We start from the raw sequence: 24,546 nt of genomic DNA on the forward strand, positions 1-24,546 counted from the left end.
GCCTCCGGCAGCAGTCGTATTCGTGGATATCCGCAGGAAGCAGGCTGGAGTTGCATGATGTCCGGCATGGCCCCGGCCGGCTTCTCTGACCTCTGGCTCAGACCGTGGCCAGCGGCGGGGCGTTACCGGCCCCGTATTGCGCAACCGCACAGGTGAGCCCAAGTGCGAGAAAGCTGTCTCTCGGACCAGTCAAAACCCTTAACGCTCCAAACACTTAAAGAGGCTATCCCTGTCCGTGCAGCGCTTCGCAGGGTTTGCAAGCAAAGACCAAGCACACTGCCTATTCTGCAGGGGCAGCCTAGTGAAAGCCGGGACCAATTGGTTAGCAGCCAGAAAAAAATTGCCCGGCTTCAGCAGTTGAAGCCGGGCTGTTTCCTGCCAGGATTGCCGAACCTGTCAGCGAACAACAAATTCCGCATGCAAGGCCCCAGCGGCCTTCAGGCTTTTCAGAATGTCGATCATGTCCCGTGGCGACACTCCGAGGGCATTCAAGCCTGCCACGACTTCCGAAAGCGAGGTCGTCTCCGGCACTTCTGCAAGTTGGATTCCCTCCTCTTCCTCAATGGCAGCACCGGTACGCGGCACGACAACCGTTTCGCCATCCGCAAACGGATTGGGCTGCACAACAAGCGGCGTCTCTTCGATCCGCAGGGTGAGGTTGCCTTGAGCGACCGCCACACGGGAAATGCGCACGTCGCTGCCCATCACGATAGTGCCGGAGCGCTGGTCGACCACTACCCGTGCCTTGCGCTGAGGCTCGACCAGGATATTCTCGATCCGGCCCACCGCGTGCGCAGTTGAGCGGGTATTGGTGCGGCGGATATCGACTTCGACGGTTCCGGAATCCCGCATCAGGGCAACATTACCGCCAAACTCGTTGTTGATCGCACGTTCGATCCGGCCAGCGGTGGTGAAATCCGGCTCCCGCAGCGCCAGCCGCATGGAACTCAGCGAGGCCAGGTCGAAATCGATCTCCCGCTCGACACGGGCGCCAGACGGAATAACACCTGCCGTCGGCACCCCTTGAGTAACCGTGGCAGCTTCGCCTTCGGCCACCGTGCCGCCAGCCAGGATCGTCCCCTGGGCGACGGCATAAATCTGGCCGTCCGCGGCGTTCAGGGGGGTCATGATTAATGTTCCGCCCATCAGGCTCTTGGAATCGCCGATGGCCGAAACGGTCACGTCAATTGTGCTGCCGACGCGGGCAAAGGGCGGAAGGGTGGCAGTCACAAAGACCGCCGCCACGTTCTTGGGCCGGAACTGCTCGCCGGTCACATTGACGCCAAGACGTTCCAGAATGTTGGACATGATCTCTTCGGTGAACGGAGAATTGCGCAATCCGTCACCGGTGCCGTCCAGGCCGACAACCAGGCCGTAGCCGACCAGGTCATTGCCGCGAACGCCGTCGAATTCCACCAGATCTTTGAGCCGGATGGTATTTGCCTGCGCCACCGCGGGCAGCAGAAACAGGCACGCAAAGAAGAGACGCAGAAAAAACATCATGAGATATACTTCAGCAGGGACAGCTGAGAGCTGCGGGCGGTGATGGTATAAAGTCCCTCGAGCTGCGTCTGTGCTTCCTGAAGCCTGGTGTAGGTTTCATACGGATCGGCAGAGACCAGGTTGTTTTTGACGATGCTCAGGCTGGTTTTCGAGGCTTCGTTGCGGGTATTGACCGCCTCAAGCTGCCCCTCGATGAAACCAACATCAGCCTGCAGATCCACCAGCCGGTCATCACTTTCAGACAGCTCGCTGCTGGCCTGGATTACCAGATCTATTTGCACGTCATCGGTCAGGCCGAGGCTGGGCTCATCCGCCAAAGCGGTAATGACATAACTTTGCAGGGTGTGCTTGAGGTTGTCATCATCGGCGCGGATACCCAAAGTCACCTGCTCCCCTTCTCCGACAGTAACCGGCTGCAGCGACGTCGTGGAGCCGCGGTACATGACCGCGTCGAAACCGGCCGGGTCGTCGAACCAGTCCTTGACGGCCTGAATGATGTCATTGCTGGTTGTCAGCCCCGACACTTCCGCAAGGATGGCCGTCATCAGCGTGCCGGAGTCGTTCAGCGGCTTGGTATCCGTCGCAGTGCCCGCAAAGATCGTCCGCCCCCCAACTGAGGTGTTCATCAGGTTAATAGCACTGGACATCCTCTTCTTGGCCTGGCTGCCAAACTGCTCCGCGTTTTCCACATCCACGGCCGGCGACAGTCTCAGGATGTCATTGCGCATCGCCTGCACTTGGCTGTTCACTTTTTCAAGGCTGCCCTGCGTGGCGGTGGCAAACAACTGCACCTCGCCATTGGCAACCATATAACTGTCGATCCGGTTCAGCGAGCTTTCCAGATCTGCCAGATAGGTGAAATCGCCGCCCAGCCGTTCGGTCAGATTAGCCGATTTTCCGGTCGCAAATTCTTCGGACAGAGTGGTGACGTTTTCCTTCAGCTCCGTGTTGCGGCTGCGAAGAAAGAGGTGCTGCGCCATATCGCCGTATGAATTCAAAATCATGGGTCAGATCCTCAAAAGTGTTTCCATAAGTTCATCGACAACGCTGAGCACACGGGCATTGGCGGCATAGTACTTCTCAACCAGCATCAGGTTCTGCAGCTCGGCGTCGGTATCGACGCCCAGGGCCAGTTCCGCCTGGCTCAGCTCATTGAAACTGGTGGCGGCGAAAGTCGAGGCACGCGCTGCGGTTTCATTGTCTTGGGCAAACCTGGACAACAGGTTCGCACTCAGCGTTGCAGCCGTCATGTCTGCGGTGCCAAGCCCGACCGAGGAGACCGTGCGGGTGGTGTTCAATGCGTCGGAGTAGGCCTGCAGCAGGCTTGAATCGCCCGGGTCCCCAGGGCCCGCGGCGTAAAGGCCATCGCGGAACCGCCAGGTCTCACCTGTGCCGTCCAAAGCCACCAGGTCATTCAGCTCGATCCGGTTGGATATGCCAACAGTGTTCACCGGATCGAAGAAAGAACCATCATCGGTGAAAATTCCCGCATCTGCGGCCCCGATCGTGGCATCCAGCGCCGGGTCCTGGAACCGTTCGATTAGATCGGCAGCCATGGCGTCCAGATCCTCCTGGGCCTCCACCGCTGTGACATCGCGGATTTCAAACTGCGCGGTCAGTGTGCCGCCGCGCAGCGGACCGCCCGGACTGGTGTCGATTGTTTTGCCATTCACCTGGAGACCGGAAATCATGCCGTTACCCAAGGTCATATGCGGCATGATATCCCGCGACGGCGTAAAGCTCAGCTCAGATGCCTTGTGATCCAGCAGCATCACCCCGCCAGTGGAATAAAGCGTGACCTGGCCATTGCCGCGGCGGACAGCATTGACCGGAATGATCCCGTTCACCTGATCGATCAGCTGGTCACGCTGGTCTTGCATTGCAACGGCGTCCATGCCGCCGGCCTCCACCACCATGATACGGGCGTTGAGCTTTTCAATTTCCTTCAGAGCCTGGTTCACTGTGTCAACCTGGCTGCTGATCGCGCTGTCCGCATTGATCCGCAGGTCCCGCAACCCTTCGGCCGTGCGCGAGATTGAGTCCGCCAGGGTGTTCGCCTTCACTGCCAGATCATTCAGACGGGGCTGCGAATCCGGTCGCGAAACCGCTTCGATCAGCGACGACTCGAAATCCGAAAGCTGTGACGCCAGCGACATCTCATCATCAACCGTGCCCACCAGATCGGACATCCGGCTGAAGAAATCGGCCTCCGCCTTGGCGGCCCCGTATTCTGCTTCGGCAACCCGGCGGTTGGAGATCAGCACGGGATCATTCATGCGCTGGACATTGCCGACCTGAACGCCGGGAACACCGGCGCCGGGGCTGTTCAGATCCAGAACCCGGCGCGTGTACCCCGGTGTCAGCGCATTGGCCAGATTTTCTGAGACCACTTGCGAGGATCGGCCGGCCGCGCTCAGACCGCTCATGGCGCTGTTAAGGGCGGAATAAATAGACATGTTCAGCCTGCTTTCGTGAAGCCAATGTCAGGGAGCATCAAGCGCGTCAGCGCTTGATGTTGGTGGTTTCCTGCAGCATCTCGTCAACGGTCTGGATGACCTTGGCGTTGGACGAATAGGCACGCTGGGTCTGGATCATGTCGGTCAGCTCGGTGGCGACATCAACCGCCGATTCCTCTTGGGCGTATCCCAGGATTTCGCCGGTCGGGCCATCGCCGGCATCCCACAGGTAGAAGTCACCGGATTCGTCGGTGGGCATGTAGGTCTGCGAATCAAGGGCGCGCATGCCGTTGATGTTGGAGACATCGGCCAGCGGCACCTTGTAGATCACCTTCTGGTCGCCGGAATCATACTCTGCGATGACTTCTCCCGCTTCGTTGATTTCGATTGCAACAAACGATCCGACCGCAGTGCCGTCCTTCTCAGTAGTGCCCGGCACGAATTCCTCGCCAAGCTGGCTCATCCCGCTCTGCTCGCCGATGACACCGATGTTGATCTCCACAGGCCCGCCGGCAACATTGATGGTGATCGAGCCGGCGGTGGCGTCATAGGCGCCGCCCGTGACAGTAGCGACACTTTGCAGCGTGCCGGCCGTGGAACTGGCGTCATCGAAAGTGAGGGTGTACTCGCCGATAACCGTCGCGCCGGTCGCGGAATCGACAATCTCCATTGTCCATTCGTTGCTGCCGGTGGTTGCCGGCGGCGTAGCTACGCTTGGCGTATAGGTGATCGTCAGCTCTTCGGAGCGGCCCATATTGTCGTAGTACTGAACAACCTGTTCAACCGGGTCGCCGGAGGCGCCGAGATCGGTTTCGGAGGCAGGCAGGTTCGCTGTCAGGCTGATTTCGGTCGTCGGTTCCGCAGAGAGCCGGTTCAGGTCAACGCGGATCGGCTCCAAGGCATCGGCGGTATCCCGCGCCACGTCCGGCACTGTGCCGTCAGCCTGCGCAGGCCAGCCCATCAGAACCAGGCCGGACTCCGTTGTCAGATACCCGCTGGAATCAGTCCGGAAAGACCCGGTGCTGGTCAGCATCATGGAGGGGCTGCTGCCTGCCTCCACCTCTGTGATCGAGGCAACGGGCAGCATGCCGCGGCCGCGCACCGCCAGGTCTGTGGCGTTATTGGTCGAAACCAGTGGGCCGCGCTCGTCGATCAGCCGGACATTGGTCGTGCGCACACCGCCTGCCGAATAAGTGCCTCCGGAACCGGACAAAACCATGGAATGGAAATCAGTTTGCACCCGTTTGTAGCCGCGGGTCGAGGAGTTGGCGATATTGTCGGAAATGGAGGCCAACCGGCTGGCGTTGGCGCTCAATCCTGAAACGCCCGCATTCAGCGACGAAGAAATGGTCATAGCACGCCTTTCTGCTGCATCTAATCATTCTGGATGCAACAGCTAGCGCAGGAGCGATTAACGGGCGGCTAACAGATAAAATATGACTCATCTGCCAGCCGCCAGCCCTAATGTTTTCAGCGGTTTACTCGCGCAGAAAGATGATTTCGATCCGGTCGTTGCGGGCGGCCATCGGGTTTCCGGCAGCCAGCTTGCGGTCGGCATGGCCGGTTACCCTGTGAACCCGGCCCGCGTTCAGTCCGCCCGATTCGAGCAGAGTGCGGGTTTTATCCGCACGAGCATGAGACAGTTCCCAAACCGGATTCTTCGCCAAAACAACCGGATGAGAGCGGATATGGCCGCCGATCGCGACATTGCTGGTCACACCTTCCGAGACCCGCGCAATCATCCTGACCAGATCCCGGAACAGCGGTTTCGGCTCCGCCTGGCCCTCTTCAAAGAGCGGCATATCCTCGGTGGCAAAAAGCTCGATGATCAGTCCCTCGTCGGTGACCCGCGTCAGGATATGCCGAGCCATGGCGACCGACACCATGCTCTCCCCGCCGCGCCCGGACAGCTGTTCCTCGATTGCGCGGAACTTGGAATCCTGCTCCTCGCGCTTCTCGTCTGACTCCACCCCGGTTTCACCCTGTGCCTTCCGGGCATCCATCGGATTGATATCCGTGGCCCCGGTCCCGGATTGAGGCTGAATGTCCTCGGTGAACATGCTGTCACCCTGGAAGGCGCCATTGCCGCCGCCGGACACCCGGCTCAGCGGAATTGACGGCGAGAAGTAATCCGCCAGCCCCTTGCGTTGTTTTTCTGTCGTCGCGTTCAGCAGCCACATCAGCATAAAGAAGGCCATCATCGCGGTCACGAAGTCAGCATAAGCCACTTTCCACGCGCCACCGTGGTGGCCATCGCCACCACTGACTTTTTTCTTCTTGATGATAATGGGCGCCACATTGCTCTGTGCGCTCATATCCACCACCACTATTTTCACCCACCCCCGGAATAGCAGGCTGCGCGTTAAACGGGCCTTAACAATTAAACTTGCCGGCAGTTCGCGCGCTTGGCCGCGCCCCCGGCACCATCGTTCCGGGAGAAATCATGCATCTTAAAAACCAGTTATCTCGACATCAAACAACCTTATCGAAGTTTGATCGGGAACAACCAATCGCGCCGCACCGGACGCTAGGGTCCCCCCAACACAGCACATGGGACACTGAAAGGAGATCATCATGCTGACCCGAAGAGCCGCACTGATGGGGGCAGCCGGAGCAGCAGCGCTGCCTGTACTGGCCAAAGCCGCCAAGGCTGAAAGCACCTCTGTTCACGAAGCCGCCGCGCCTGCCGACCTGTCGAGCCTCCAGCGCATCAAGCGCGAGCTGGTCGCCCCGCCCTTCGTGCATGACCACGAACAGGTTGCTCCGGGCGGACCTCGCATCGTCGAATTCGAGATGAAAATCATCGAGAAGGAAATCGAGGTCGATCAAGGCGCCTACCTGCAAGGCATGACCTTTGACGGCTCCATCCCGGGCCCGATGATGGTGGTGCATGAGGGCGACTATGTTGAACTCACCCTGATCAACCCGCCGGAAAACATGCTGCAGCACAACATCGACTTCCACGCAGCCACCGGCGCCTTGGGCGGCGGCGCGCTGACCCTGGTAAACCCGGGCGAGAAAACCGTGCTGCGCTTCAAGGCGACACGCCCCGGCACCTTTGTCTATCACTGCGCCCCGGGCGGCCCCATGATCCCCTGGCACGTGGCCTCGGGCATGGCCGGCACCATCATGGTTCTGCCGCGCGGGGGTCTGTCAGACCACAACGGCGATCCGGTGAAATACGACCGCGTCTACTACATCGGCGAAAACGAATTCTACATTCCGAAGGACGAGAACGGCGATTACCTCCGCTATGAGGACGTCGGGGAAAGCTATCCGGACACGCTGGAAGTCATGAACGGGCTGATCCCCAGTCACGTTGTGTTCAACGGCGCGGTTGGCGCTCTGACTGGCGAGAACGCCATGAAGGCGAAACAGGGCGAGAAAGTACTGTTCGTGCACAGCCAGGCCAACCGCGACACCCGCCCGCACCTGATCGGCGGCCACGGCGACCTGGTCTGGGAAGCCGGAAAGTTCAACAACGTGCCGGACCGCGACCTGGAAACCTGGTTCATCCGAGGCGGTTCTGCCGGGGCGGCGCTCTATGAGTTCCTGCAGCCAGGCGTCTATGCCTATGTGAACCACAACCTGATCGAGGCGGTGAACCTCGGCGCAACGGCCCACGTTGTGGTCGAAGGCGAGTGGAACAACGACCTGATGGAACAGGTGGTCGCCCCGACCGAATACTCCGGCGCCTGACCTTTCGCCGGATAAGGAACTGGACAGGGCGGCCGCAGCACGCGGCCGCCCGTTTTTGCCTTGAGGGGACGCTGACATGAAAGCTGAGCTAATTGCCGCCGGGCTTGCCGCCGCCATTGGCCTTCCCGGACTTTGGTTTTCCGCGGCCAAGGATCCGGCACCGCTGGCCGAGACCGTATTCATAAAGGCGGACACGATTGCCTACCGCCCCATCGGAAACTTTCACCGCAATGGCAAAAGCGTGGTGCCCCCGGAACAGCAGCGCCATGTGGGTGCCTTTGAGATTATGAAGCGTCAGGTCTCTGGCGCAGAATACGCAGCCTGTGTGGCGGCGGGCGCCTGCAAGGCGGCGGACAGTACCCCGGCAGAAGGCAATCAGCCGCAAACTCTTGTCAGCTGGCATGACTCGACGGCCTATGCTGAATGGTATTCCAAGGAGACCGGCCATAGCTGGCGCCTGCCGAACGAAGCCGAATGGCAGCTGGCCGCAGCGGAAATCTTTGGCGACGAGGCGGTTGAAACCGATGGCGGCGACCCCGCCCAGCGCTGGCTGCGCCAATACGCCCGCGGTGTCACCCTGCGCGGCCTGCCGGGGCCGGCACAGGACCCGAAAAGCGAGCCCGGCGCCAACAGCAACGGGTTAACCGGACTTGGCGGCAACATCTGGGAATGGACCAGCGGCTGCATGCAAAACGGTGAGGTCAATAAGGATGGCAGCCTCGAATTCGGCGATCCCTACTGCAGCGCCCGCATTACCGGCGGACGGCACCGTGCGGTGGTAATCGACTTCATCCGCGACGCCAGCGTCGGCGGCTGTGCCGTCGGCCTGCCGCCGGATTACCTGGGCTTCCGCTTGGTAAAGGACGGCTGACACAACCGCAGCCGTGGCACTCCCGCGCCCGCAGGTGCCCCGGCTGCGCCGGCGCCCCTTGGCCGCCTTGGGCCCGGCAGCTGCGCTGCCTGCCCCGTCAAAAGCCGTTCAAAGAAACACCTGCCTTGAACAGCCCTTCCCACTGTTGACTTCCCATCCGCGCCTCTAAGCTAAACCGCACCAAGCCGCCGCCGCACCCGCAGTCCTTGACCCGGTGCTGGCAAGCGGCGTTCGGTGGAGAGGATGACCGCGCTGTGCGCCAGCACGGTGCCACGCCCAACTGCGAAGGGCCTCCGGCAGGAGGCTCTGAACAGGCGGGAGCTGCCCGCTCCGGAGTCAGGACGCCCGGCTGTAACGCACCCCTTCCGGCACATGGGCATCAAAGCTGCTGGCAATGATCCGGGTCAGCGGGCGGCCCTCGGGGAGGATCTCCAGCGCTTCCGCGTCCAAGTTCACCAGATCCCCAAAGCGGGCTGCGATCTGAGCCAGGTCTGCATCCAGACTTGCTGCCAGATCTCCAAAGCGTTGCCGCAGCTCTGTCCGGTCCAGCCGGAACTCACACATCAGCATCTCGATTGCACGGCCGCGGAGCAAATCCTCCTGGCTCATCACATGGCCGCGCGCGCCGGTCAGCTGGCCGGCCTCAACCCGCTGCACATAAGCTGGCGTGGCCGCGGCGTTCTGGATGTAGCCGCCGGCAAAGCGGGAGATCGACGATGCACCAAAGCCGATCAGCGTCGGGCAGGTGTCATCGGTGTAGCCCTGGAAATTCCGGCGCAAATGGCCGGTGCGGGCAGCCACCTCCAGCCCGTCGCCGGGTTTGGCGAAATGGTCGATACCAATCGCGGCAAAACCCGCCGCCGCGAATTTCTCCGCCGCCAGCCCGGCCAGATGATAGCGCGCCAGATCATCCGGCAGCGTCTCTTCCTTGATCAGCTTCTGCCGCTTGGCCACCCAAGGCACATGCGCGTAACCGAACAGCGCCAGCCGGTCAGGATCCAGGCTCAGCACCTTCTCCACCGTGTCCGCCATCCGCGCCTGCGTCTGATGCGGCAGGCCGTAGACCAGATCGGCATTCAGGGAACTGATCCCCGCTGCCCGCAGATCCTCGACGCAGGCCTTAGTCACCTCAAACGGCTGCGCCCGGCCGATTGCCTGCTGCACCAGCGCATCGAAGTCCTGGATGCCGATGCTGGCACGGTTCATGCCTTCCTCCGCCAGCGCCGCGATTTTGTCCCGGTCGACCATGGTCGGGTCGATCTCCACTGAGAACTCCCAGTCTTCAGTCTGTGGAAAAACCGCTTTCACTGCCTGCGCCAGCCGGTGAATCAAGGCGGGCGGCAATATGGTCGGCGTGCCGCCGCCCCAATGCATCCGCCCCATCCGCAAGCCTTTGGGCAGAAGCGGCGCCACCAGCTTCAGCTCCTGCTCCAGCGTGCCGATATAGCTCTCGACCGGACTCAGCGTCTGGGTTCCTTGCGTCCGGCAGGCGCAGAACCAGCACAGCCGCTCGCAGAACGGGATATGCAGGTAGACCGAAACCGGCACATCCGGATCCAGCGCCTGCAGCTCGCGGGCCTGCTCCGCAGCACCAACTGCTGCAGAAAACACCGGCGCGGTCGGATAAGAGGTGTAGCGGGGCACCCGGCTGTCAAACAGCCCAAGGGCTTGGAGGCGGTCAATCTGTTTCATGACTTTCCTATGCCCCTTTTACGAATCCGCCACTTTGCGCAGGATCAAACCGGCACCCGGAATTCCTGAAGAGTGGATCTCTGGCCCTTCCCGGCAACACACTGGAATTAATCGGGAAAACTGTTCTCTGGCATAATTTCAGGAAAATCGCCAGGGACGCACATTTTCCATTTGACGCTGCCTGCGACTCCGCTTATACGCCCTCCTCACGACACCTGCCCAGGTGGCGGAATTGGTAGACGCGCTAGCTTCAGGTGCTAGTGTCCGTATGGACGTGGAGGTTCGAGTCCTCTCCTGGGCACCATTCCCCTCTAATCTAAAATCTGCACGCAGAATCGCGGTCTTCGCGCGATACTGAAAGTATGAGCGCCCGCCGTTTCCGGCAGGCGCAGGGGCAGACCTCAGGCCGCCCGATATTGCGGTGCCGTTGCCAGGAACCGGCCATAGGCACTGGCGTCCGGCGGCGCGAATTGCTCCACTAACGGATTCGGCCGCTTCCACTGCGTTGCCCCCATATCCATCAGCAGCTCATCGAAGTGCTTGAAATGGAACGGCGCAGAGCACAGCCCGCCATAGATTTGCGCCGCCGGACGCTCCTTGCGGCGCCAATCGAGCATCATCTGGATGTTGTCCTCCATTTGCTCCCGCGTGGGCTGCCGCGCCAGCTGGCCGTCTGCATAGCGGACCAGCCAGTTTGCCACCATCTCCGCCGACAGAATCGTGCAGAAGCTGGAATTGAAACCGACAAATCCCATCTCCGGCAGGTCAGGGTTCACCGCCAGACGGTAGGTCCGGTACTGGCCGTCCGCCTCGATCAGCTTGTCCAGGTGCTGCTGCGCCAGATAGGGAATACCCAGCTTCCAGCCGACCGCCGAGATCACCAAATCAGCGCCGATTCTCTCACCGTTTTCCAGCACGATTTCATCACCCTCATACCGCGAGAAGGTGGTGTGGTGCGGAATGATTGAACCGTCCTTGAAGCCCTCAAACAGGCCCGGTGTCACGATCGGGACCGAGCAGGAGACGTCTTTCTCGATCGGCACATCGGGAACCATGTCCCATTTCTTCAGCCCCAGCTGCATCTTCAACAGCGCCTCGAGACCGCGGAAATTGGCCCAGATCAGCGGCTTGGCGAGGCCATAGAAGGCCTTGTGCAGCCAGCTGCGGCCCCAGCCGTTGAACTGCACCTCCTGCGCCCGCATGTAGAGCAGCTTCTTGAAGTTGATGCCGCCGACAAAATACGGCACCCGCCAGACATTCTGCCGGTAAACGAGATGCACCTGTTTGGCGCCGTTCTGCGCCGCGTTCACCGCCACATCGGTGGCAGATTTGGAGCCGCCCAGCACCACCACCCGCTTACCGCGCGCGTGTTCCGGGTCCAGATATTCAGAGGAGTGCATCACCTCCCCGCCCTGCGCGGTGAAGACCTCCTGCCCCGGATGGGTCAGGATGTTCTTCTCGGAAAACTGCCCGGTGCAAACCACGGCAAAATCCACGTCCTGCACCCGGGTCTCGCCGCCTGTCTCTATCACCAGCCGCCAGCCCGGCTGCCCGTCCGGGCGCCGGTCCATCTCCAGCACATTGGTGTTCAGCTGGAACAGCCGGTGCAGATCATGCTTGTCCGCATAGGAATGCAGATAGGCATGCACTTGCGGCCCCTTGGGCCATTCCGGGTAATCTTCCGGCATCGGGTGATCTGTATAACAGTACAGTTCCTTGGGAGATTGCGTCTGCACCCCCGGATAAGAGCGCGAAAGCTCCCACACGCCGCCCAAGTCATGGCTGCGCTCATAGCCTAGAACCTGATGCCCCTTTTCGGCAAAGGCCTTGGCCGCGGCCAGCCCGCTTACGCCGCCGCCAATTACGGCGACCGTCTTGCGTTTTACCATGTCCGCCTCCCTTATTCCGACGGGGGCGGCAGGAATTCCACCTCATGCAGCGCCGACAGCCGAACCAATTCTTCCGGGTCGGTCACCCCATCCAGCGCGCCGAACAGATCGAACAGCTTGCGCGACGGCGCCACCCCGAACACGCAGGTGGCCTCAGCACCGGAGCGGTTGAAGATACCGTGCGCCACTCCCATCGGCATCCGCACCGTATCGCCCGGCCCGGCCTGATAAACGTCGCCGCCGAATTCCACCTCCAGCGTGCCCTCCAGCATGGTGATCCACTCATCCTGGGTGGGGTGCACGTGCGGCGGCACAAAGGTGCCGTCCGGAATGACCGCGTGCCATATGAAAGCGTTTTCGCTGTGCAGCTTGGGCGTATAGGTGTGCCCCACGACATTCCAGGACAAGCCCTCCAGCCCGTCCGTCACCTTGGTGATTCCCTGATCCAGAGCCATAGTTTCCTCCCTTATCGCTCAATCAAGAAGCCTAGGGGCAGCGGTGGAAAAGGATTATCCAGAATGCGCAAAATAGCGCAGACCCGCGCGATTGCCTGAGTAGGGAACCGTGCTAGGCTGCACGGATGACCAGGCAGCAGGCAGAATACAAGCGCGAGCCCTTGCGCGCGTGGCGGCAATTTCACAGCCGCGACATCGACGAGGCCCGCACCCTGGTCGCCCAGAAGTTCTGCGACCACCGCTTGCAGCCCGCCGGCAAAAGCTGCGGTTTCGGCACCCGCCACAACCATGTGCCCGGGCACAGCTTGTCCCTCAACTACCTGAGCTACGGCTCTGCCGTGCAGATAGACCCCGGCGAGCTGAATGATTTCTATCTCGTGCAGATGCCGCTGAACGGCACCGCCAAGGTCGCCAACGGTGCTGCAGCGGTGGACTCGGATACCCGCCACGCCACCGTGCTCAACCCGACACGGGCAACCCAGATGACCTGGCACGCCGACTGCCAGATGCTGCTTCTGCAAATCGACCGGGATGCACTGCACGGGTTTGCCGAGCGCGCCGCCGGGCTGCCGCTGTCCGAGCCGGTGGTCTTTGACACCGCGGCACCGGTCGGCACCGGGCCTCTGCAGGGCTGGGCAAGGCAATTTATCGCCTGTGCCCGCGCCACCGACGCCCGGGCCGGTTTCGGCCACTGGAGCGCAATGCAGCAGCAGCTGATTGAGGAGCAGCTGATACTTGGCCTGCTGACCCTCCAGCAAAGCAATATCCGCCATCTTCTGACCCCGCGCACGCCTCAAGGCAGCAGCCTGCAGATCCGCCGAGCACAGGACTATATCCATGCAAACGCCGCTGAGCCGCTGACCGTCTCAGCCATCGCCGCCGAGGCCGGCTGCAGCATCCGCACCCTGCAAGCAGGCTTTCGCCAGCATTTCGGCCTGACACCGGTGGAATACCTGCGCGATCTGCGGTTGGACTTGGCCCGGTACCTGCTGCTGTCCCGTCCCGCGGAAACACCGGTCAGCTCTATTGCTTATGACAGCGGCTTTTCCCACTTGGGCCGTTTTTCCCAGCTCTACCGCGCCCGCTTTGGCGAGCTGCCCAGCGCCACCCGCGCAGCCTCGGGCTATCCGGAACAATCTGACTGCCCCCTTCTTCCCCGGAACATCATGAATAATCAGGAAGCCGGATCCAGTTTCCGGTATGGGTCTTAGACGGAGTCAGAGCCATACAACTGCTACGAATTGCTGGCGGTTAAAGCCGGCGCAGGCATCGGCCCGAAAAACCGAGCATAACACTTGCTCCAGATATCAATGGCCTATCTGTACCAATCCATTGATAATGGGTGATATTTTGGCGACCCCGGCAGGATTCGAACCTGCAACCTGCCCCTTAGGAGGGGGCTGCTCTATCCAGTTGAGCCACGGGGCCGCGTATGTTTACGCGATAGCAAATCCGTCCTGCGATCACAATGGGATGGGCGGGGCCAGCAGCTGATTTGCCGCGCGCAGTTTCCATTGTGCAGCAGCAGATGTCTGCGCTAACCTGAATGCAGCAGTAATAAGAGGCTCAATAACGTGACAACGGACAGCAAGCGCCCGCTCACCCTTCGCGATGTATCAGAGGCGACCGGTGTTTCCGAAATGACTGTGAGCCGCGTGCTGCGCAACCGCGGGGATGTGTCGGAGAAGACGCGCACCAAAGTGCTGAGCGCCGCCAAGGAACTGGGCTATGTGCCCAACAAAATCGCGGGTGCGCTGGCCTCGAACCGGGTGAACCTGGTTGCGGTGATCATCCCGTCGCTGTCCAACATGGTGTTCCCCGAGGTGCTGACTGGCGTCAACAAGGTGCTGGAAAATACCGAGCTGCAGCCGGTTGTCGGCGTCACAGACTATCAGCCGGAAAAGGAGGAAAAGGTGCTGTACGAGATGCTCTCGTGGCGCCCCTCCGGCGTGATCATCGCGGGGCTTGAACATACCGAAGCCGCCCGTGCCATGCTGAACAGCGCCGGCATCCCAGTTGTTGAGATCATGGACACTGATGGCAAACCAGTGGACGCGATGGTCGGCATCTCCCACCGTCGTGCCGGCCGCGAAATGGCCAAGGCGATCCTCAAGGCAGGCTACCGCCATATCGGCTTCATGGGCACCAAGATGCCGCTCGACCACCGCGCGCGGAAGCGGTTTGAAGGCTTTACCGAAGCGTTGGCGAAAGAGGGCGTGGAGATCGAAGACCGCGAGTTTTATTCCGGCGGCTCGGCCTTGGCCAAGGGGCGCGAGATGACCCAGGCCATGCTGGAGCGCTCGCCGGAACTGGATTTTCTCTATTACTCCAACGACATGATCGGTGCAGGCGGCTTGCTGTACTTGCTGGATCAAGGCATCGACGTGCCGGGCCAGATCGGCCTCGCCGGTTTCAACGGCGTGGAGCTGTTGCAGGGCCTGCCGCGCAAGCTGGCCACCATGGATGCCTGCCGATTGGAAATCGGGCGCAAAGCGGCTGAGATTATCGCCGCACAGTTGGAAGACCCGGACGCAGAGATTGAATCCCACGTCACGCTGACCCCGACCATTTCTTATGGCGATACGCTGAAACGGCGCTGATGGCGCTTCAGCGGCTCAGCAACCACAGCGCGCGGCGGCTGTTCCTGGACCGCCACGCGCTGCTGGAGCAACCCGCTGGCCCGGCAAAAGGTTCGGATCTGCTGGAGCTGATTCAGCGGCTTGGTTTCGTGCAGCTCGACAGCATCAATACAGTGGCGCGCGCCCATGACGTGATCCTTTATTCACGTCGGCCGGGCTACAGGTCAATGAACCTCAAACGGCTATACGAACAGGACCGCGGGTTGTTTGAGCATTGGACCCATGACGCCGCGATGATCCCGATGGCGTTTTACCCGCACTGGCATCTGAGGTTTCAGCGCGACACTGAGCTCTTGCGCAAACGCTGGCGCAATTGGCGGCGCGACGGGTTTGAGGCGCAGTTTGAAACCGTGCTGAACCACGTCCGCGACTACGGGCCGGTCAGTTCTTCCGACCTCGGCAAGGACGAGAAAAAGGGCTCTGGCGGCTGGTGGGACTGGCACCCGTCCAAAACCGCGCTGGAATACCTCTGGCGCTCCGGCGCGCTGACAGTTGTGGGGCGCGACGGGTTTCAGAAACGCTATGACCTGACGGAGCGCGTGATCGAGGAGTCTCTGCGCCCCGGAGCCCGCTGCGATGAAGCGGCAACAGTCAACTGGCTCTGCTCCGCTGCATTGGACCGGCTGGGCTTTGCCACATCGGGAGAGCTCGCCGCCTTTTGGGACACTGCCTCCCCGGCGGAAGCCAAGGCCTGGTGCGCGGAGCAGCTGCGCCGTGGTGAGCTGGAGGAGATCGAAGTCGCGCAGGCGGATGGCAGGTTGCGCAAGGTGTTCACCCGACCTGGCACGGTGGAGGAATCTGCGGAGCTGGGGCCGGCGCCGGGCCGGATGCGCGTGCTCAGCCCCTTTGATCCGGCCCTGCGCGACCGCAAGCGGGCCGAGCGGCTGTTCGGGTTCCACTACCGGATCGAGGTCTTCACCCCCGCTCCCAAACGGCAATACGGCTACTATGTCTTCCCGCTGCTGGAGGGCGAACGCCTTGCGGGCCGCATCGACATGAAAGCGGACCGCGACGCAGACTGCCTGCGTGTGACCGCCGTCTGGCCGGAGAAGGGTGTGAAATGGGGTACGGCCCGCATCAGGCGGCTGGAGGCGGAGCTGGACCGCGTGGCGCGGTTTGCAGGTGTCAGCGCAGTGGCGTTCTCTGATGGCTGGCTGCGCTGACTGGCCTTACTCCGGCCGCAGCTGCGCTTCGATCACCTCCCGGTAGTCCTCGGGTGCGGCTTTGGCCGTGAATGTCTCAGGGGCGATGAAGACGCAGACGAATTTGCCTTCAAAGCACAGCACCCCGTCCTGCCGCGCATTGACCCGGAAGGTTACCGACTTGCTGCCCAAGGCAGCCGGCCAGACCTCGCACATCAGACGGTGCCGCGGCGTCACAGGGGACCGGAAGTCGATGCTCATATGCACAAATGGCGTTCCAGTGCCCCGGTCCAGTTCCATCTGATACCAGCCGTCACCGTCCAGGTGATGCTCCCACCAGGCGTCGATCGCTTCCAAGGCAAAGGCGGGCAGCCGCCCGGTATAGGCAATCCGCGCCGGGTCGCAATCGCCCCAGCCCACGCGGATTTCATGAGTGAATGTGTCTTGCCCTGCCATTTCCTGCCGCCCCGCGTAATTCCTCATTTGGATCCTACCGGCGCGAGTCCGCGGTATCAAACGGCACGGGCCGTCAGTACCGCTGCGTCACGAACCGGAGCGTTCGCGGCACAGGATCACATCCGGCAGCAAGCCCTCCCCCGCGCGAGGCGGGAGAGGGCGACGCATCACTGCATCAGCATCAGCGGCAGCAGCGTGATGATCGGGAAGGCCACCAGGATGACCACCCGGATCAGGTCAGAAGCCACAAAGAACATGACGGCCTTGTAGGTGTCGATCATCCGGGTCTTGCGGTCCATCGCATTGATGATGAACAGGTTCATGCCGACCGGAGGGGTGATCAGGCCAACCTCAACCACGATCAGCACCAGCACGCCGAACCAGATAGCGACATATTCCGCCTCGATCCGGTTCACACGGCCTTCGGTCACCCGGATGCCCAGTTCCTTCATCTGCTCACGGGTCAGTTCGGCACCTGTGGCAATGGCATCCTGTATCGAGGCAAGCATCTCTGCCCCCATCCCCTCAGGGATCCCGGCCTTCAGCACCTCCATTGCCGCATCCGCCTGCATCGCGGGCAGCGACAACAGGCCAAAGTCCATGGCAGAGATTACCGGGAAGAAGATCGGGATGGTCAGCAGGATCATCGACAGCGAATCCATCAGGCAGCCGAACACCAGATAGAAGGCGAGGATCAACGCCAGGACCATCCACGGGCTCAAACCCTGGCTCACGACGAAATCGGCCAGCTCCTGCGGCACCTTGGTCAACGCCAGAAAGCCGTTGTAAAAGCCCGCGCCCAGCACAATGAAGAAGATCATCGCAGTGGACCGCGCCGTTACCAAGAAGCTGTCCGCCAGTGTTTCACGGTTCAGCCCGCCATTGGTCCAGGCAATGAAGCCAGTGCCAAACGCCCCGACGGCCGCGCCCTCGGTCGGGGTAAACCAGCCCAGGTAAATGCCGCCGACAACCAGACCAAACACCAGCAGCACAGGCCAAACATTTAAAAGCGCTGCAAAACGGTCGCGCATCGGAACCGGCGGGCGGGTGCCCGCGCTTTCCGGGAACAGGCGCACATAGATGGAAATCGCAATCACATAGCCCAGTGCCGCCAGCAGGCCGGGAATGAAGGCCGACAGAAACAGCTTGGCGATATTCTGCTCGGTCAAAATGGCATAGATCACCAGCACCACCGAGGGCGGGATCAGGATGCCCAGCGTGCCGCCTGCCGCCAGTGTCGCGGTCGAGAACCCGCCGGCATAGCCGTATTGCTTCAACTCCGGCAGCGCGACCCGGCCCATGGTAGCCGCCGTCGCCAAGGAAGAGCCGCAGATCGCGCCAAAACCGGCGCAGGCGCCAATGGCCGCCATCGCAACTCCGCCCTTGCGGTGGCCCAGGAACCCTTCGGCCGCCTTGAACAGCGCGGTGGACATGCCGCCCAGCGTCGCAAAATGCCCCATCAGCAGGAACATCGGCACGATGGTCAGCGAATAGGAGGAGAAGGTGGTGTAGGTCTCGCTTTTCAGCCGCCCGAACGCGACCTGCGTGCCATCCGTCACCCAGATCAGCCCGCCAAGGCCGACCAGAAACATCGAAAGCCCAATCGGAACCCGCAGAAAGATCAGCAGCATCAGAACCGGGAAGGAGGCGATGCCAATTTCAAGAGCCGTCACTGTTCACCCTCCACGCCGTCCCAGATCAGGATCCGGCCGGTAAAAAATTCGATGGTGCGGATTGCACCCATGTAGATGCCCACGATGGCCGCCACGACCGCCGCCACCATGCTGATGGCGTAGGCCCACCAGATGGGAAACTCGAGCAGGAAGGAGGTCTCGCCATTGGAGTACTTACCTGCAAGCCCTGCCCCCAGCCGCCAGGCGATCAAAACCAGCACCGCGGCAAAAACAACTTCGGTAACCATTCGCAGAAACCGTTTCACGCTGCGCGGAAACGCATTGGCCACCACATCGACCGAGGCATGGCCCGCGGTGATCTGGCACAATGGCAGGAAGGCAAAGATGGCAAAGGCCACCCCTGCCTCGACCAGTTCAAAGTCGCCGTTGACCGGCCCGACCCAGCCCGTCATCCATTTTGAAAACCCCGGCGCAATCCGCTCCATCAAATCGCCATGGAAGAAACCGTTGAGCAGGCGCCCAGCGATCGAAACACATGTCAGAATGATCAGAAGAGTGAGGACCGCACCGCCCAGGTAGGCCATTGATTTGGCCAGCCGCATCATGAGCTTGTGCATGGTTCAGTTGCCTTGTTCCGGTATGCAAAGGGCCGCAGTGCCAATGCCGCGCGGCCCTTCACCTTTATCAATCAAACCGCTTTACTGGTACTGCGGCGTGTATTTCTCGATCAGCGCGCTGGCTTCTTCGATCAGGGCGGCGCCATCAATGCCCTTTTCCTTCATGTCAGCAATCCACTGGTCATAGATCGGCTGCGCGCGCTCGCGCCAGATTGCGGTCTGCTCTTCATCCAGGGTGATGACGTTGTTGCCCAGGTCCAGCGCCATCTCGCGCGAAGGACCGTCAGAGTCCGCCTGGGTGCCGCCGGCAAAGACTGAGAACTCCAGGCCGGAGTTGTCGTCGATGGCCTTTTTCAGGTCATCCGGCAGGCTCTCATACTTCTCTTTGTTCATCGCCAGAACAAAGGTGAGGGTATAAAGCGCCTTGCCGGTGAACTCGGTGTGGTTTTCCACCAGTTCCGGAACCTTCAGCGCCGCGGTCACCTCCCACGGAATGGTGGTGCCGTCGATCACACCCTTGGACAGGCCTTCCGGAATCGCCGGAACCGGCATCCCGACCGGAGTCGCGCCCAGCTCGGTCAGCAGCGCGTTGACCGAACGGCCGCCGCCGCGGATCTTCATGCCTTCCAGATCTTCCGGCGTTTCCACCGGATCGGCGGTGTGGATCATGCCCGGCCCATGCACCCAGGTGCCCAGGATCTTCACATCCTTGAACTCGGTGTCCTTCATGTGCTTGTCGAACATTTCCCAATAGGCATGCGACACGGCGCGTGCATTGGTCATCATGAACGGCAGCTCAAACACCTCGGTCGAGGGGTAGCGGCCCGGGGTATAACCCACCACGGTCCAGACGATATCCGCAACGCCGTCGATGGCCTGGTCCATCAGTTCCGGCGGCTTGCCGCCCAGCTGCATCGACGGGAAGCGATCGACTTTGATGCGCCCGCCCGAGGATTCCTCGACGTTGTCCGCCCAGACGTCCAAAATCAGTTTCGGCACGTTCGCTTGCGCCGGCAGGAATTGGTGAAGCTTCAGCGTCACCTCCTGCGCAAATGCCGGTGCCGCGCAGAATGCTGCGACAGCTGCCGCGCCGACGGCGCCCAGTAGCTTTCTCCGAGTGGTCATATCGTCCTCCCTTTGACCTCATCCCTTACCGGATGCCCGCCCTTGCAACTTTGCTGCGGAATCCAGCGATTATCTTTCCGTTTCTGCCGTCAGAGCCCCGTTAAAGGTTCGTTTAACGAACCGGCTGCACCCCTGCTATTAGGTGCGTTTGTAACCATCAACAGCAGATTATGCATTTTCCACTCATGAAATCCGTCTGATGACCGCTGCCCCAGGCGGATTTGCAGTCAGATATGTTACGAAGCCCCCGCATTCACATTCAAATTGATACATATTGAACCCGGCGTAAGGCAACAACAATCAACCGCTCCCCCGCCTTGCGTCATTCGGCTGCAGTCAAGGACAGCTCCACCGGCGCCAGCCCGTCAATCCCGCCGCGCATCCGGCCGCCGCTCTGCACCGGTCCGACTCCGGCAGGCGTTCCGGTCAGAATCAGGTCCCCGGGCCGCAAGTGGTAAAACCCTGACAGATGGCAGATGATCTCCTCCACAGACCAGATCATGTCATCCAAGGTAGCATCCTGCCGGGTCTCCCCGTTCACCTCCAGCCAGATCCGCTGCTTTTCCGGGCCGCCCCAGTCCGCCGCCCGCGCCAGCGGCGCCAGGACCGTGCCGTTCTCCAGATCCTTGCCCAAATCCCAGGGCCGCTGTTTCTGCCGTTCGCGGATCTGCAGATCACGCCGGGTCATGTCCAGCGCACAGCCGTAACCAAAGACAGCCTTCCGGGCTTCCTCCGGTGACGCCCGGAACACCGGCGCCCCGATGGCCACGGCCAGTTCCATCTCATAATGGAAGTTCTCCGTGCCTGGCGGATAGGGCACCTCCGCACCTGACAGCACCGCATTGGCCGCCGCCTTGGTGAAATAAAACGGGGCCTCCCGGTCCACTTCGTTGCCCATCTCAGCGGCATGGGCCGCATAGTTGCGCCCGACGCAAAACACCCGCCCAACAGGATAGCCCGCGGCCTCTCCGGCAACCGGAATCACCGGTGTTTCCGGCAGTGCAAACAGAACCTCACCCATCTGAAAATCCTTTTAGAATGGACGTCCACCTAGTCAGACCTCCAAACAACAGGCCTGTAAAGCCTGCATTCTTCTTCTAATGGATTGAAATACCTTATCCATGCGTTCCTCAGCAGCGCACGTACTGCGTCTCCGTAAGACGCCTTGGAACCTTACAGCAGGCCGTTCCCCAAAGAAGGAAGGACATGGCTGTTTTGAACGCAGGATTACCGAAACTGGCCCCGGAGCCAGAACACGCCCAACCGCTCACCACAACGGTCGCGAGAATCCCCGAAGGGGATCAACATCTTAATTGTTTTCAGCGGTATTTTTGGAGGAAGTGGTGAGCCGTGCAGGATTCGAACCTGCGACCCACTGATTAAAAGTCAGTTGCTCTACCAACTGAGCTAACGGCCCACTTCTTCGTCGCGGTCTAAGTGTTTTTCCCAGAAGGTTCAAGCACTTATTTCGCTTCGGAACTGCTTGGCAGCGTGTGTCTTGCTGTCCCGATAGGCGGCGTATCTAGGGGGAGTAGCGCGGACGGTCAACCCCTTTTTTCAACTTTTCTCACCGGAGGCTGGATTCATCTTTGCGCGGGGTCTATATGCCCGCCATGAGCACCTCCGCAGATACCGCACTCCCCTTCATGAAGATGCACGGGCTGGGCAACGACTTTGTCGTTGTCGACGCGCGCGCGCGTGACATTGCCATTACCCCGGCAATAGCCAAGGGAATCGCCCACCGCCAGTTCGGTGTCGGGTTCGACCAGCTGACCGTTATTTCGAACGGTCCGGGGGATGCGCATTTGACCTTCTACAATGCCGATGGCTCCACCTCCGGCGCCTGCGGCAATGCCACCCGCTGCATCGCCCGCCATTTGATCCTGGAAAGCGGCAAACCAGAGCTGCACCTGACCACGGACCGCGGCGACCTCTATGCCCGCGATGCCGGCAACGGGCTCACCTCCGTCAACATGGGCGCGCCGCAGCTGGACTGGCGGGACATTCCGCTTGCCGAGGAAGCCGACACGCTGGAACTGCCCATCGAGGGCGGCCCAACCGCCACCGGCATGGGCAACCCGCATTGCACCTTTTTCGTCGAAGACGCAGAGGTGATTCCGCTGGAGGAATTCGGCCCCCGCTATGAGCACCACCCGCTTTACCCGCAGCGCACCAATGTGCAGGTCGCCCAGGTGACCGGCCCCGACCGCATCCGCATGCGCGTGTGGGAGCGCGGTGTGGGCGTGACCCTGGCCTCTGGCTCTTCCTCCTGCGCCACCGCTGTTGCCGCCGCCCGCCGCGGGCTGACTGGCCGCAAGGTGCAGATCGACCTCGACGGCGGCACCCTGTGGATTGACTGGGCCGAGGACGGCGTTTGGATGACCGGCCCGACCATGCATGTGTTCGACGGCACCTTCACCCGCGAATTCCTGGAGTCGCTGGTATGAGCGTGCCCAAGTTCACCACCCTTGGCTGCCGTCTCAACGCCTATGAGACAGAGGCGATGAAGGAGCTGAGCCAGCAGGCAGGGCTGGAAAACGCCGTCGTGGTGAACACCTGCGCGGTGACCGCTGAGGCCGTGCGCAAGGCACGGCAGGAAATCCGCAAGCTGCGAAGGGAAAACCCGGAGGCGCCGATTATCGTGACCGGCTGCGCCGCCCAGACGGAGCCGGAGACCTTCGCCGCGATGGAAGAGGTCACCCGCGTCATCGGCAATACTGAGAAGATGCAACCGGAAACCTGGCAGCAGATCGCCAAGGGGCCGGATTTTATCGGCACCACGGAAAAGGTCCAGGTCGACGACATCATGTCGGTGACCGAGACGGCGGGCCATCTGATTGATGGCTTCGGCACCCGGTCGCGCGCTTATGTGCAGGTCCAGAACGGCTGCGATCACCGCTGCACCTTCTGCATCATCCCATACGGCCGCGGCAACTCCCGCTCGGTCCCTGCCGGTGTGGTGATCGACCAGATCAAGCGGCTGGTGGACAGGGGCTATAACGAGGTGGTTCTGACCGGTGTGGATCTCACCTCTTGGGGCGCCGACCTGCCCGCGCAGCCCCGTCTGGGCGACCTGGTGATGCGGATCCTCAAGCTGGTGCCGGACCTGCCGCGGCTGCGCATCTCCTCCATCGATTCGATCGAAGCGGACGAGAACCTGATGCTGGCGATCGCCACTGAGCCGCGGCTGATGCCGCATCTGCACCTGTCGCTGCAGCACGGGGACGACCTGATCCTCAAGCGCATGGCCCGGCGCCATTTGCGCGACGATGCCATCGCCTTTTGCGAGGAAGCTCGGCGCCTGCGTCCGGAGATGACCTTCGGCGCCGACATTATTGCTGGCTTTCCGACCGAGACTGACGCCCATTTCGAGAACTCGCTGAAACTGGTCACCGACTGCGGCCTGACCTGGCTGCACGTGTTCCCCTATTCCAAGCGTGAGGGCACCCCGGCTGCGAAAATCCCGAATCAGGTCAACGGCAACGTGATCAAGGAGCGCGCCGCCCGGCTGCGCGCGGCCGGCGATGCTCAAGTGGAACGCCACCTGGCAGCGCAGATCGGCAAGACCCACCGCGTCCTTATGGAAAACCCGCATATGGGCCGCACCGAGCAGTTCACAGAGGTGGCTTTTGCAACACCGCAGGAAGAAGGCCGGATCGTCACCACTGCAATCGCCGGAGTGTCAAACGGCCAGCTGGTGGCTTGAGCCTTAGGGGTTTGCTTTCCTCCGCCTTTCCCGCTAAATCTCACAGCAAGGTCCCGGATACCTGCCGCTCGCGGCCTCTGGCCATGGTGAAATCCGGACAAGGTTTACCCTGACGCCTGGGTGCACGCCCGGACAGCAACGCGAGCCCTGTCTGCTACGGCATTTGCACCCTTTTGCGAAAGGTCAATCCATGCAGACTTCCTCTGCCCTGCCAACTGTACCGCAGCTCAAGGCCGAAGCACGCCTGCTACGCAAGCATTCCGTGGCCCAGGGCCAGCCCATCAGCCACAGCACCGCCCTGGAACGGATCGCCCAGTATTACGGTTTCCGCGACTGGAACACCCTCTCTTCCCGCGCTTCCAACGCGCCGGAACTGCAAGTCGGCATGCGTGTCGAAGGCCGCTACCTGGGACAGCCGTTTACGGGGTATGTCCACGGCCTCGCCGCTTGCGGCAGCAGCGGCCACCGGCGGATCACGCTCCAGTTCGACGCCCCCGTGGATGTGGTCCAATTCGACAGCTTCTCGTCGTGGCGCCAGCGGGTGTCCGCGGTCATAGACGCCGGCGACCGCTCACCGCAAAAGACCTCCAATGGGCGCCCGCATCTGACCGTCAGCCCGCTGGCATAAATCGGCGGGCAACGTTCGCCTGCAACGAAAAACC

21 protein-coding genes and 3 tRNA genes are annotated in these 24,546 nt (G+C 61.4%); 9 read left to right on the top strand and 15 right to left on the bottom strand.

All coding sequences use genetic code 11. The features are described 5' to 3' along the window. Positions 1–396: 396 nt before the first annotated feature. The 5 genes from CAER_RS0113290 to CAER_RS0113310 all read right to left on the bottom strand — a co-directional run bounded on the left by CAER_RS0113290 (position 397) and on the right by CAER_RS0113310 (position 6,274). Complete coding sequence (locus tag CAER_RS0113290) at positions 397–1,503, bottom strand: flagellar basal body P-ring protein FlgI (RefSeq protein ID WP_027235811.1); 1,107 nt, start codon at positions 1,501–1,503, stop codon at positions 397–399. Then, entirely contained in the window at positions 1,500–2,507 is a 1,008-nt protein-coding gene (locus CAER_RS0113295) for a flagellin (protein ID WP_027235812.1), read from the bottom strand. The genes CAER_RS0113290 and CAER_RS0113295 overlap by 4 nt, the downstream gene beginning before the upstream one ends. A 3-nt stretch (positions 2,508–2,510) precedes the next feature. After that, entirely contained in the window at positions 2,511–3,959 is a 1,449-nt protein-coding gene (flgK, locus tag CAER_RS0113300; protein ID WP_027235813.1) for a flagellar hook-associated protein FlgK, read from the bottom strand. Between the two features lie 46 nt (positions 3,960–4,005). Next, positions 4,006–5,313, bottom strand: coding sequence for a flagellar hook protein FlgE (locus CAER_RS0113305; RefSeq protein ID WP_027235814.1), 1,308 nt, complete (start codon positions 5,311–5,313; stop codon positions 4,006–4,008). A 124-nt stretch (positions 5,314–5,437) separates the two neighbouring features. After that, positions 5,438–6,274: a flagellar motor protein MotB gene (locus CAER_RS0113310; protein WP_027235815.1), complete on the bottom strand. Its 837-nt coding sequence runs from the start codon at positions 6,272–6,274 to the stop codon at positions 5,438–5,440. Positions 6,275–6,533: 259 nt separating this feature from the next. On the opposite strand from CAER_RS0113310, the gene nirK reads away from it, so the two are divergent. Continuing rightward, positions 6,534–7,658, top strand: a complete 1,125-nt coding sequence (nirK, locus tag CAER_RS0113315) for a copper-containing nitrite reductase (protein ID WP_027235816.1) — start codon at positions 6,534–6,536, stop codon at positions 7,656–7,658. Between the two features lie 76 nt (positions 7,659–7,734). Further along, positions 7,735–8,529, top strand: coding sequence for a formylglycine-generating enzyme family protein (locus CAER_RS0113320; RefSeq protein WP_027235817.1), 795 nt, complete (start codon positions 7,735–7,737; stop codon positions 8,527–8,529). 336 nt (positions 8,530–8,865) lie between these two features. On the opposite strand, the gene hemN is transcribed toward CAER_RS0113320, so the two are convergent. Further along, entirely contained in the window at positions 8,866–10,221 is a 1,356-nt protein-coding gene (hemN, locus tag CAER_RS0113325; RefSeq protein WP_027235818.1) for an oxygen-independent coproporphyrinogen III oxidase, read from the bottom strand. A gap of 217 nt (positions 10,222–10,438) precedes the next feature. Between hemN and CAER_RS0113330 the strand changes: the two genes are divergently transcribed. Beyond that, positions 10,439–10,525, top strand: a tRNA-Leu gene (locus CAER_RS0113330). 97 nt (positions 10,526–10,622) lie between these two features. On the opposite strand, the gene CAER_RS0113335 is transcribed toward CAER_RS0113330, so the two are convergent. Then, complete coding sequence (locus CAER_RS0113335; RefSeq protein ID WP_027235819.1) at positions 10,623–12,110, bottom strand: flavin-containing monooxygenase; 1,488 nt, start codon at positions 12,108–12,110, stop codon at positions 10,623–10,625. An 11-nt stretch (positions 12,111–12,121) separates the two neighbouring features. Further along, a complete protein-coding gene (locus CAER_RS0113340; protein WP_027235820.1) occupies positions 12,122–12,565 on the bottom strand; it encodes a cupin domain-containing protein in 444 nt (147 codons plus the stop codon). Between the two features lie 125 nt (positions 12,566–12,690). Between CAER_RS0113340 and CAER_RS28010 the strand changes: the two genes are divergently transcribed. Further along, positions 12,691–13,776 carry an AraC-like ligand-binding domain-containing protein gene (locus tag CAER_RS28010; RefSeq protein ID WP_167332322.1) on the top strand — a complete coding sequence of 362 codons (1,086 nt, stop codon included), beginning with the start codon at positions 12,691–12,693 and terminating at the stop codon, positions 13,774–13,776. A 140-nt stretch (positions 13,777–13,916) separates the two neighbouring features. On the opposite strand, the gene CAER_RS0113350 is transcribed toward CAER_RS28010, so the two are convergent. Continuing rightward, positions 13,917–13,993, bottom strand: a tRNA-Arg gene (locus CAER_RS0113350). Positions 13,994–14,139: 146 nt separating this feature from the next. On the opposite strand from CAER_RS0113350, the gene CAER_RS0113355 reads away from it, so the two are divergent. Both CAER_RS0113355 and CAER_RS0113360 read left to right on the top strand, forming a co-directional pair. Beyond that, entirely contained in the window at positions 14,140–15,165 is a 1,026-nt protein-coding gene (locus tag CAER_RS0113355; RefSeq protein ID WP_027235821.1) for a LacI family DNA-binding transcriptional regulator, read from the top strand. Beyond that, complete coding sequence (locus CAER_RS0113360) at positions 15,165–16,367, top strand: winged helix-turn-helix domain-containing protein (protein ID WP_027235822.1); 1,203 nt, start codon at positions 15,165–15,167, stop codon at positions 16,365–16,367. The genes CAER_RS0113355 and CAER_RS0113360 overlap by 1 nt, the downstream gene beginning before the upstream one ends. A 6-nt stretch (positions 16,368–16,373) precedes the next feature. On the opposite strand, the gene CAER_RS0113365 is transcribed toward CAER_RS0113360, so the two are convergent. The 6 genes from CAER_RS0113365 to CAER_RS0113390 all read right to left on the bottom strand — a co-directional run bounded on the left by CAER_RS0113365 (position 16,374) and on the right by CAER_RS0113390 (position 21,595). Then, entirely contained in the window at positions 16,374–16,802 is a 429-nt protein-coding gene (locus CAER_RS0113365) for an acyl-CoA thioesterase (RefSeq protein WP_027235823.1), read from the bottom strand. 167 nt (positions 16,803–16,969) lie between these two features. Then, positions 16,970–18,475: a TRAP transporter large permease gene (locus CAER_RS0113370; RefSeq protein WP_027235824.1), complete on the bottom strand. Its 1,506-nt coding sequence runs from the start codon at positions 18,473–18,475 to the stop codon at positions 16,970–16,972. Further along, entirely contained in the window at positions 18,472–19,053 is a 582-nt protein-coding gene (locus CAER_RS0113375) for a TRAP transporter small permease (RefSeq protein ID WP_027235825.1), read from the bottom strand. The genes CAER_RS0113370 and CAER_RS0113375 overlap by 4 nt, the downstream gene beginning before the upstream one ends. A gap of 81 nt (positions 19,054–19,134) precedes the next feature. Further along, positions 19,135–20,178, bottom strand: a complete 1,044-nt coding sequence (locus CAER_RS0113380) for a TRAP transporter substrate-binding protein (protein ID WP_027235826.1) — start codon at positions 20,176–20,178, stop codon at positions 19,135–19,137. Between the two features lie 322 nt (positions 20,179–20,500). After that, on the bottom strand, positions 20,501–21,199 hold the full coding sequence (locus CAER_RS0113385) for a fumarylacetoacetate hydrolase family protein (protein WP_027235827.1): 699 nt from the start codon (positions 21,197–21,199) through the stop codon (positions 20,501–20,503). A 320-nt stretch (positions 21,200–21,519) separates the two neighbouring features. Further along, positions 21,520–21,595 (bottom strand) — tRNA-Lys (locus CAER_RS0113390). 187 nt (positions 21,596–21,782) lie between these two features. On the opposite strand from CAER_RS0113390, the gene dapF reads away from it, so the two are divergent. From dapF to CAER_RS0113405, 3 genes are all read left to right on the top strand, one after another. Continuing rightward, positions 21,783–22,625 carry a diaminopimelate epimerase gene (dapF, locus tag CAER_RS0113395; RefSeq protein WP_027235828.1) on the top strand — a complete coding sequence of 281 codons (843 nt, stop codon included), beginning with the start codon at positions 21,783–21,785 and terminating at the stop codon, positions 22,623–22,625. Then, positions 22,622–23,884, top strand: coding sequence for a tRNA (N(6)-L-threonylcarbamoyladenosine(37)-C(2))-methylthiotransferase MtaB (gene mtaB, locus CAER_RS0113400; protein ID WP_027235829.1), 1,263 nt, complete (start codon positions 22,622–22,624; stop codon positions 23,882–23,884). Before dapF ends, mtaB begins: the two co-directional genes overlap by 4 nt. A 190-nt stretch (positions 23,885–24,074) precedes the next feature. After that, positions 24,075–24,512, top strand: a complete 438-nt coding sequence (locus tag CAER_RS0113405; protein ID WP_027235830.1) for a glyoxalase superfamily protein — start codon at positions 24,075–24,077, stop codon at positions 24,510–24,512. The last annotated feature ends 34 nt before the right edge of the window (positions 24,513–24,546 follow it).

This window comes from Leisingera caerulea DSM 24564 (genome assembly GCF_000473325.1).
Classification (GTDB): domain Bacteria; phylum Pseudomonadota; class Alphaproteobacteria; order Rhodobacterales; family Rhodobacteraceae; genus Leisingera; species Leisingera caerulea.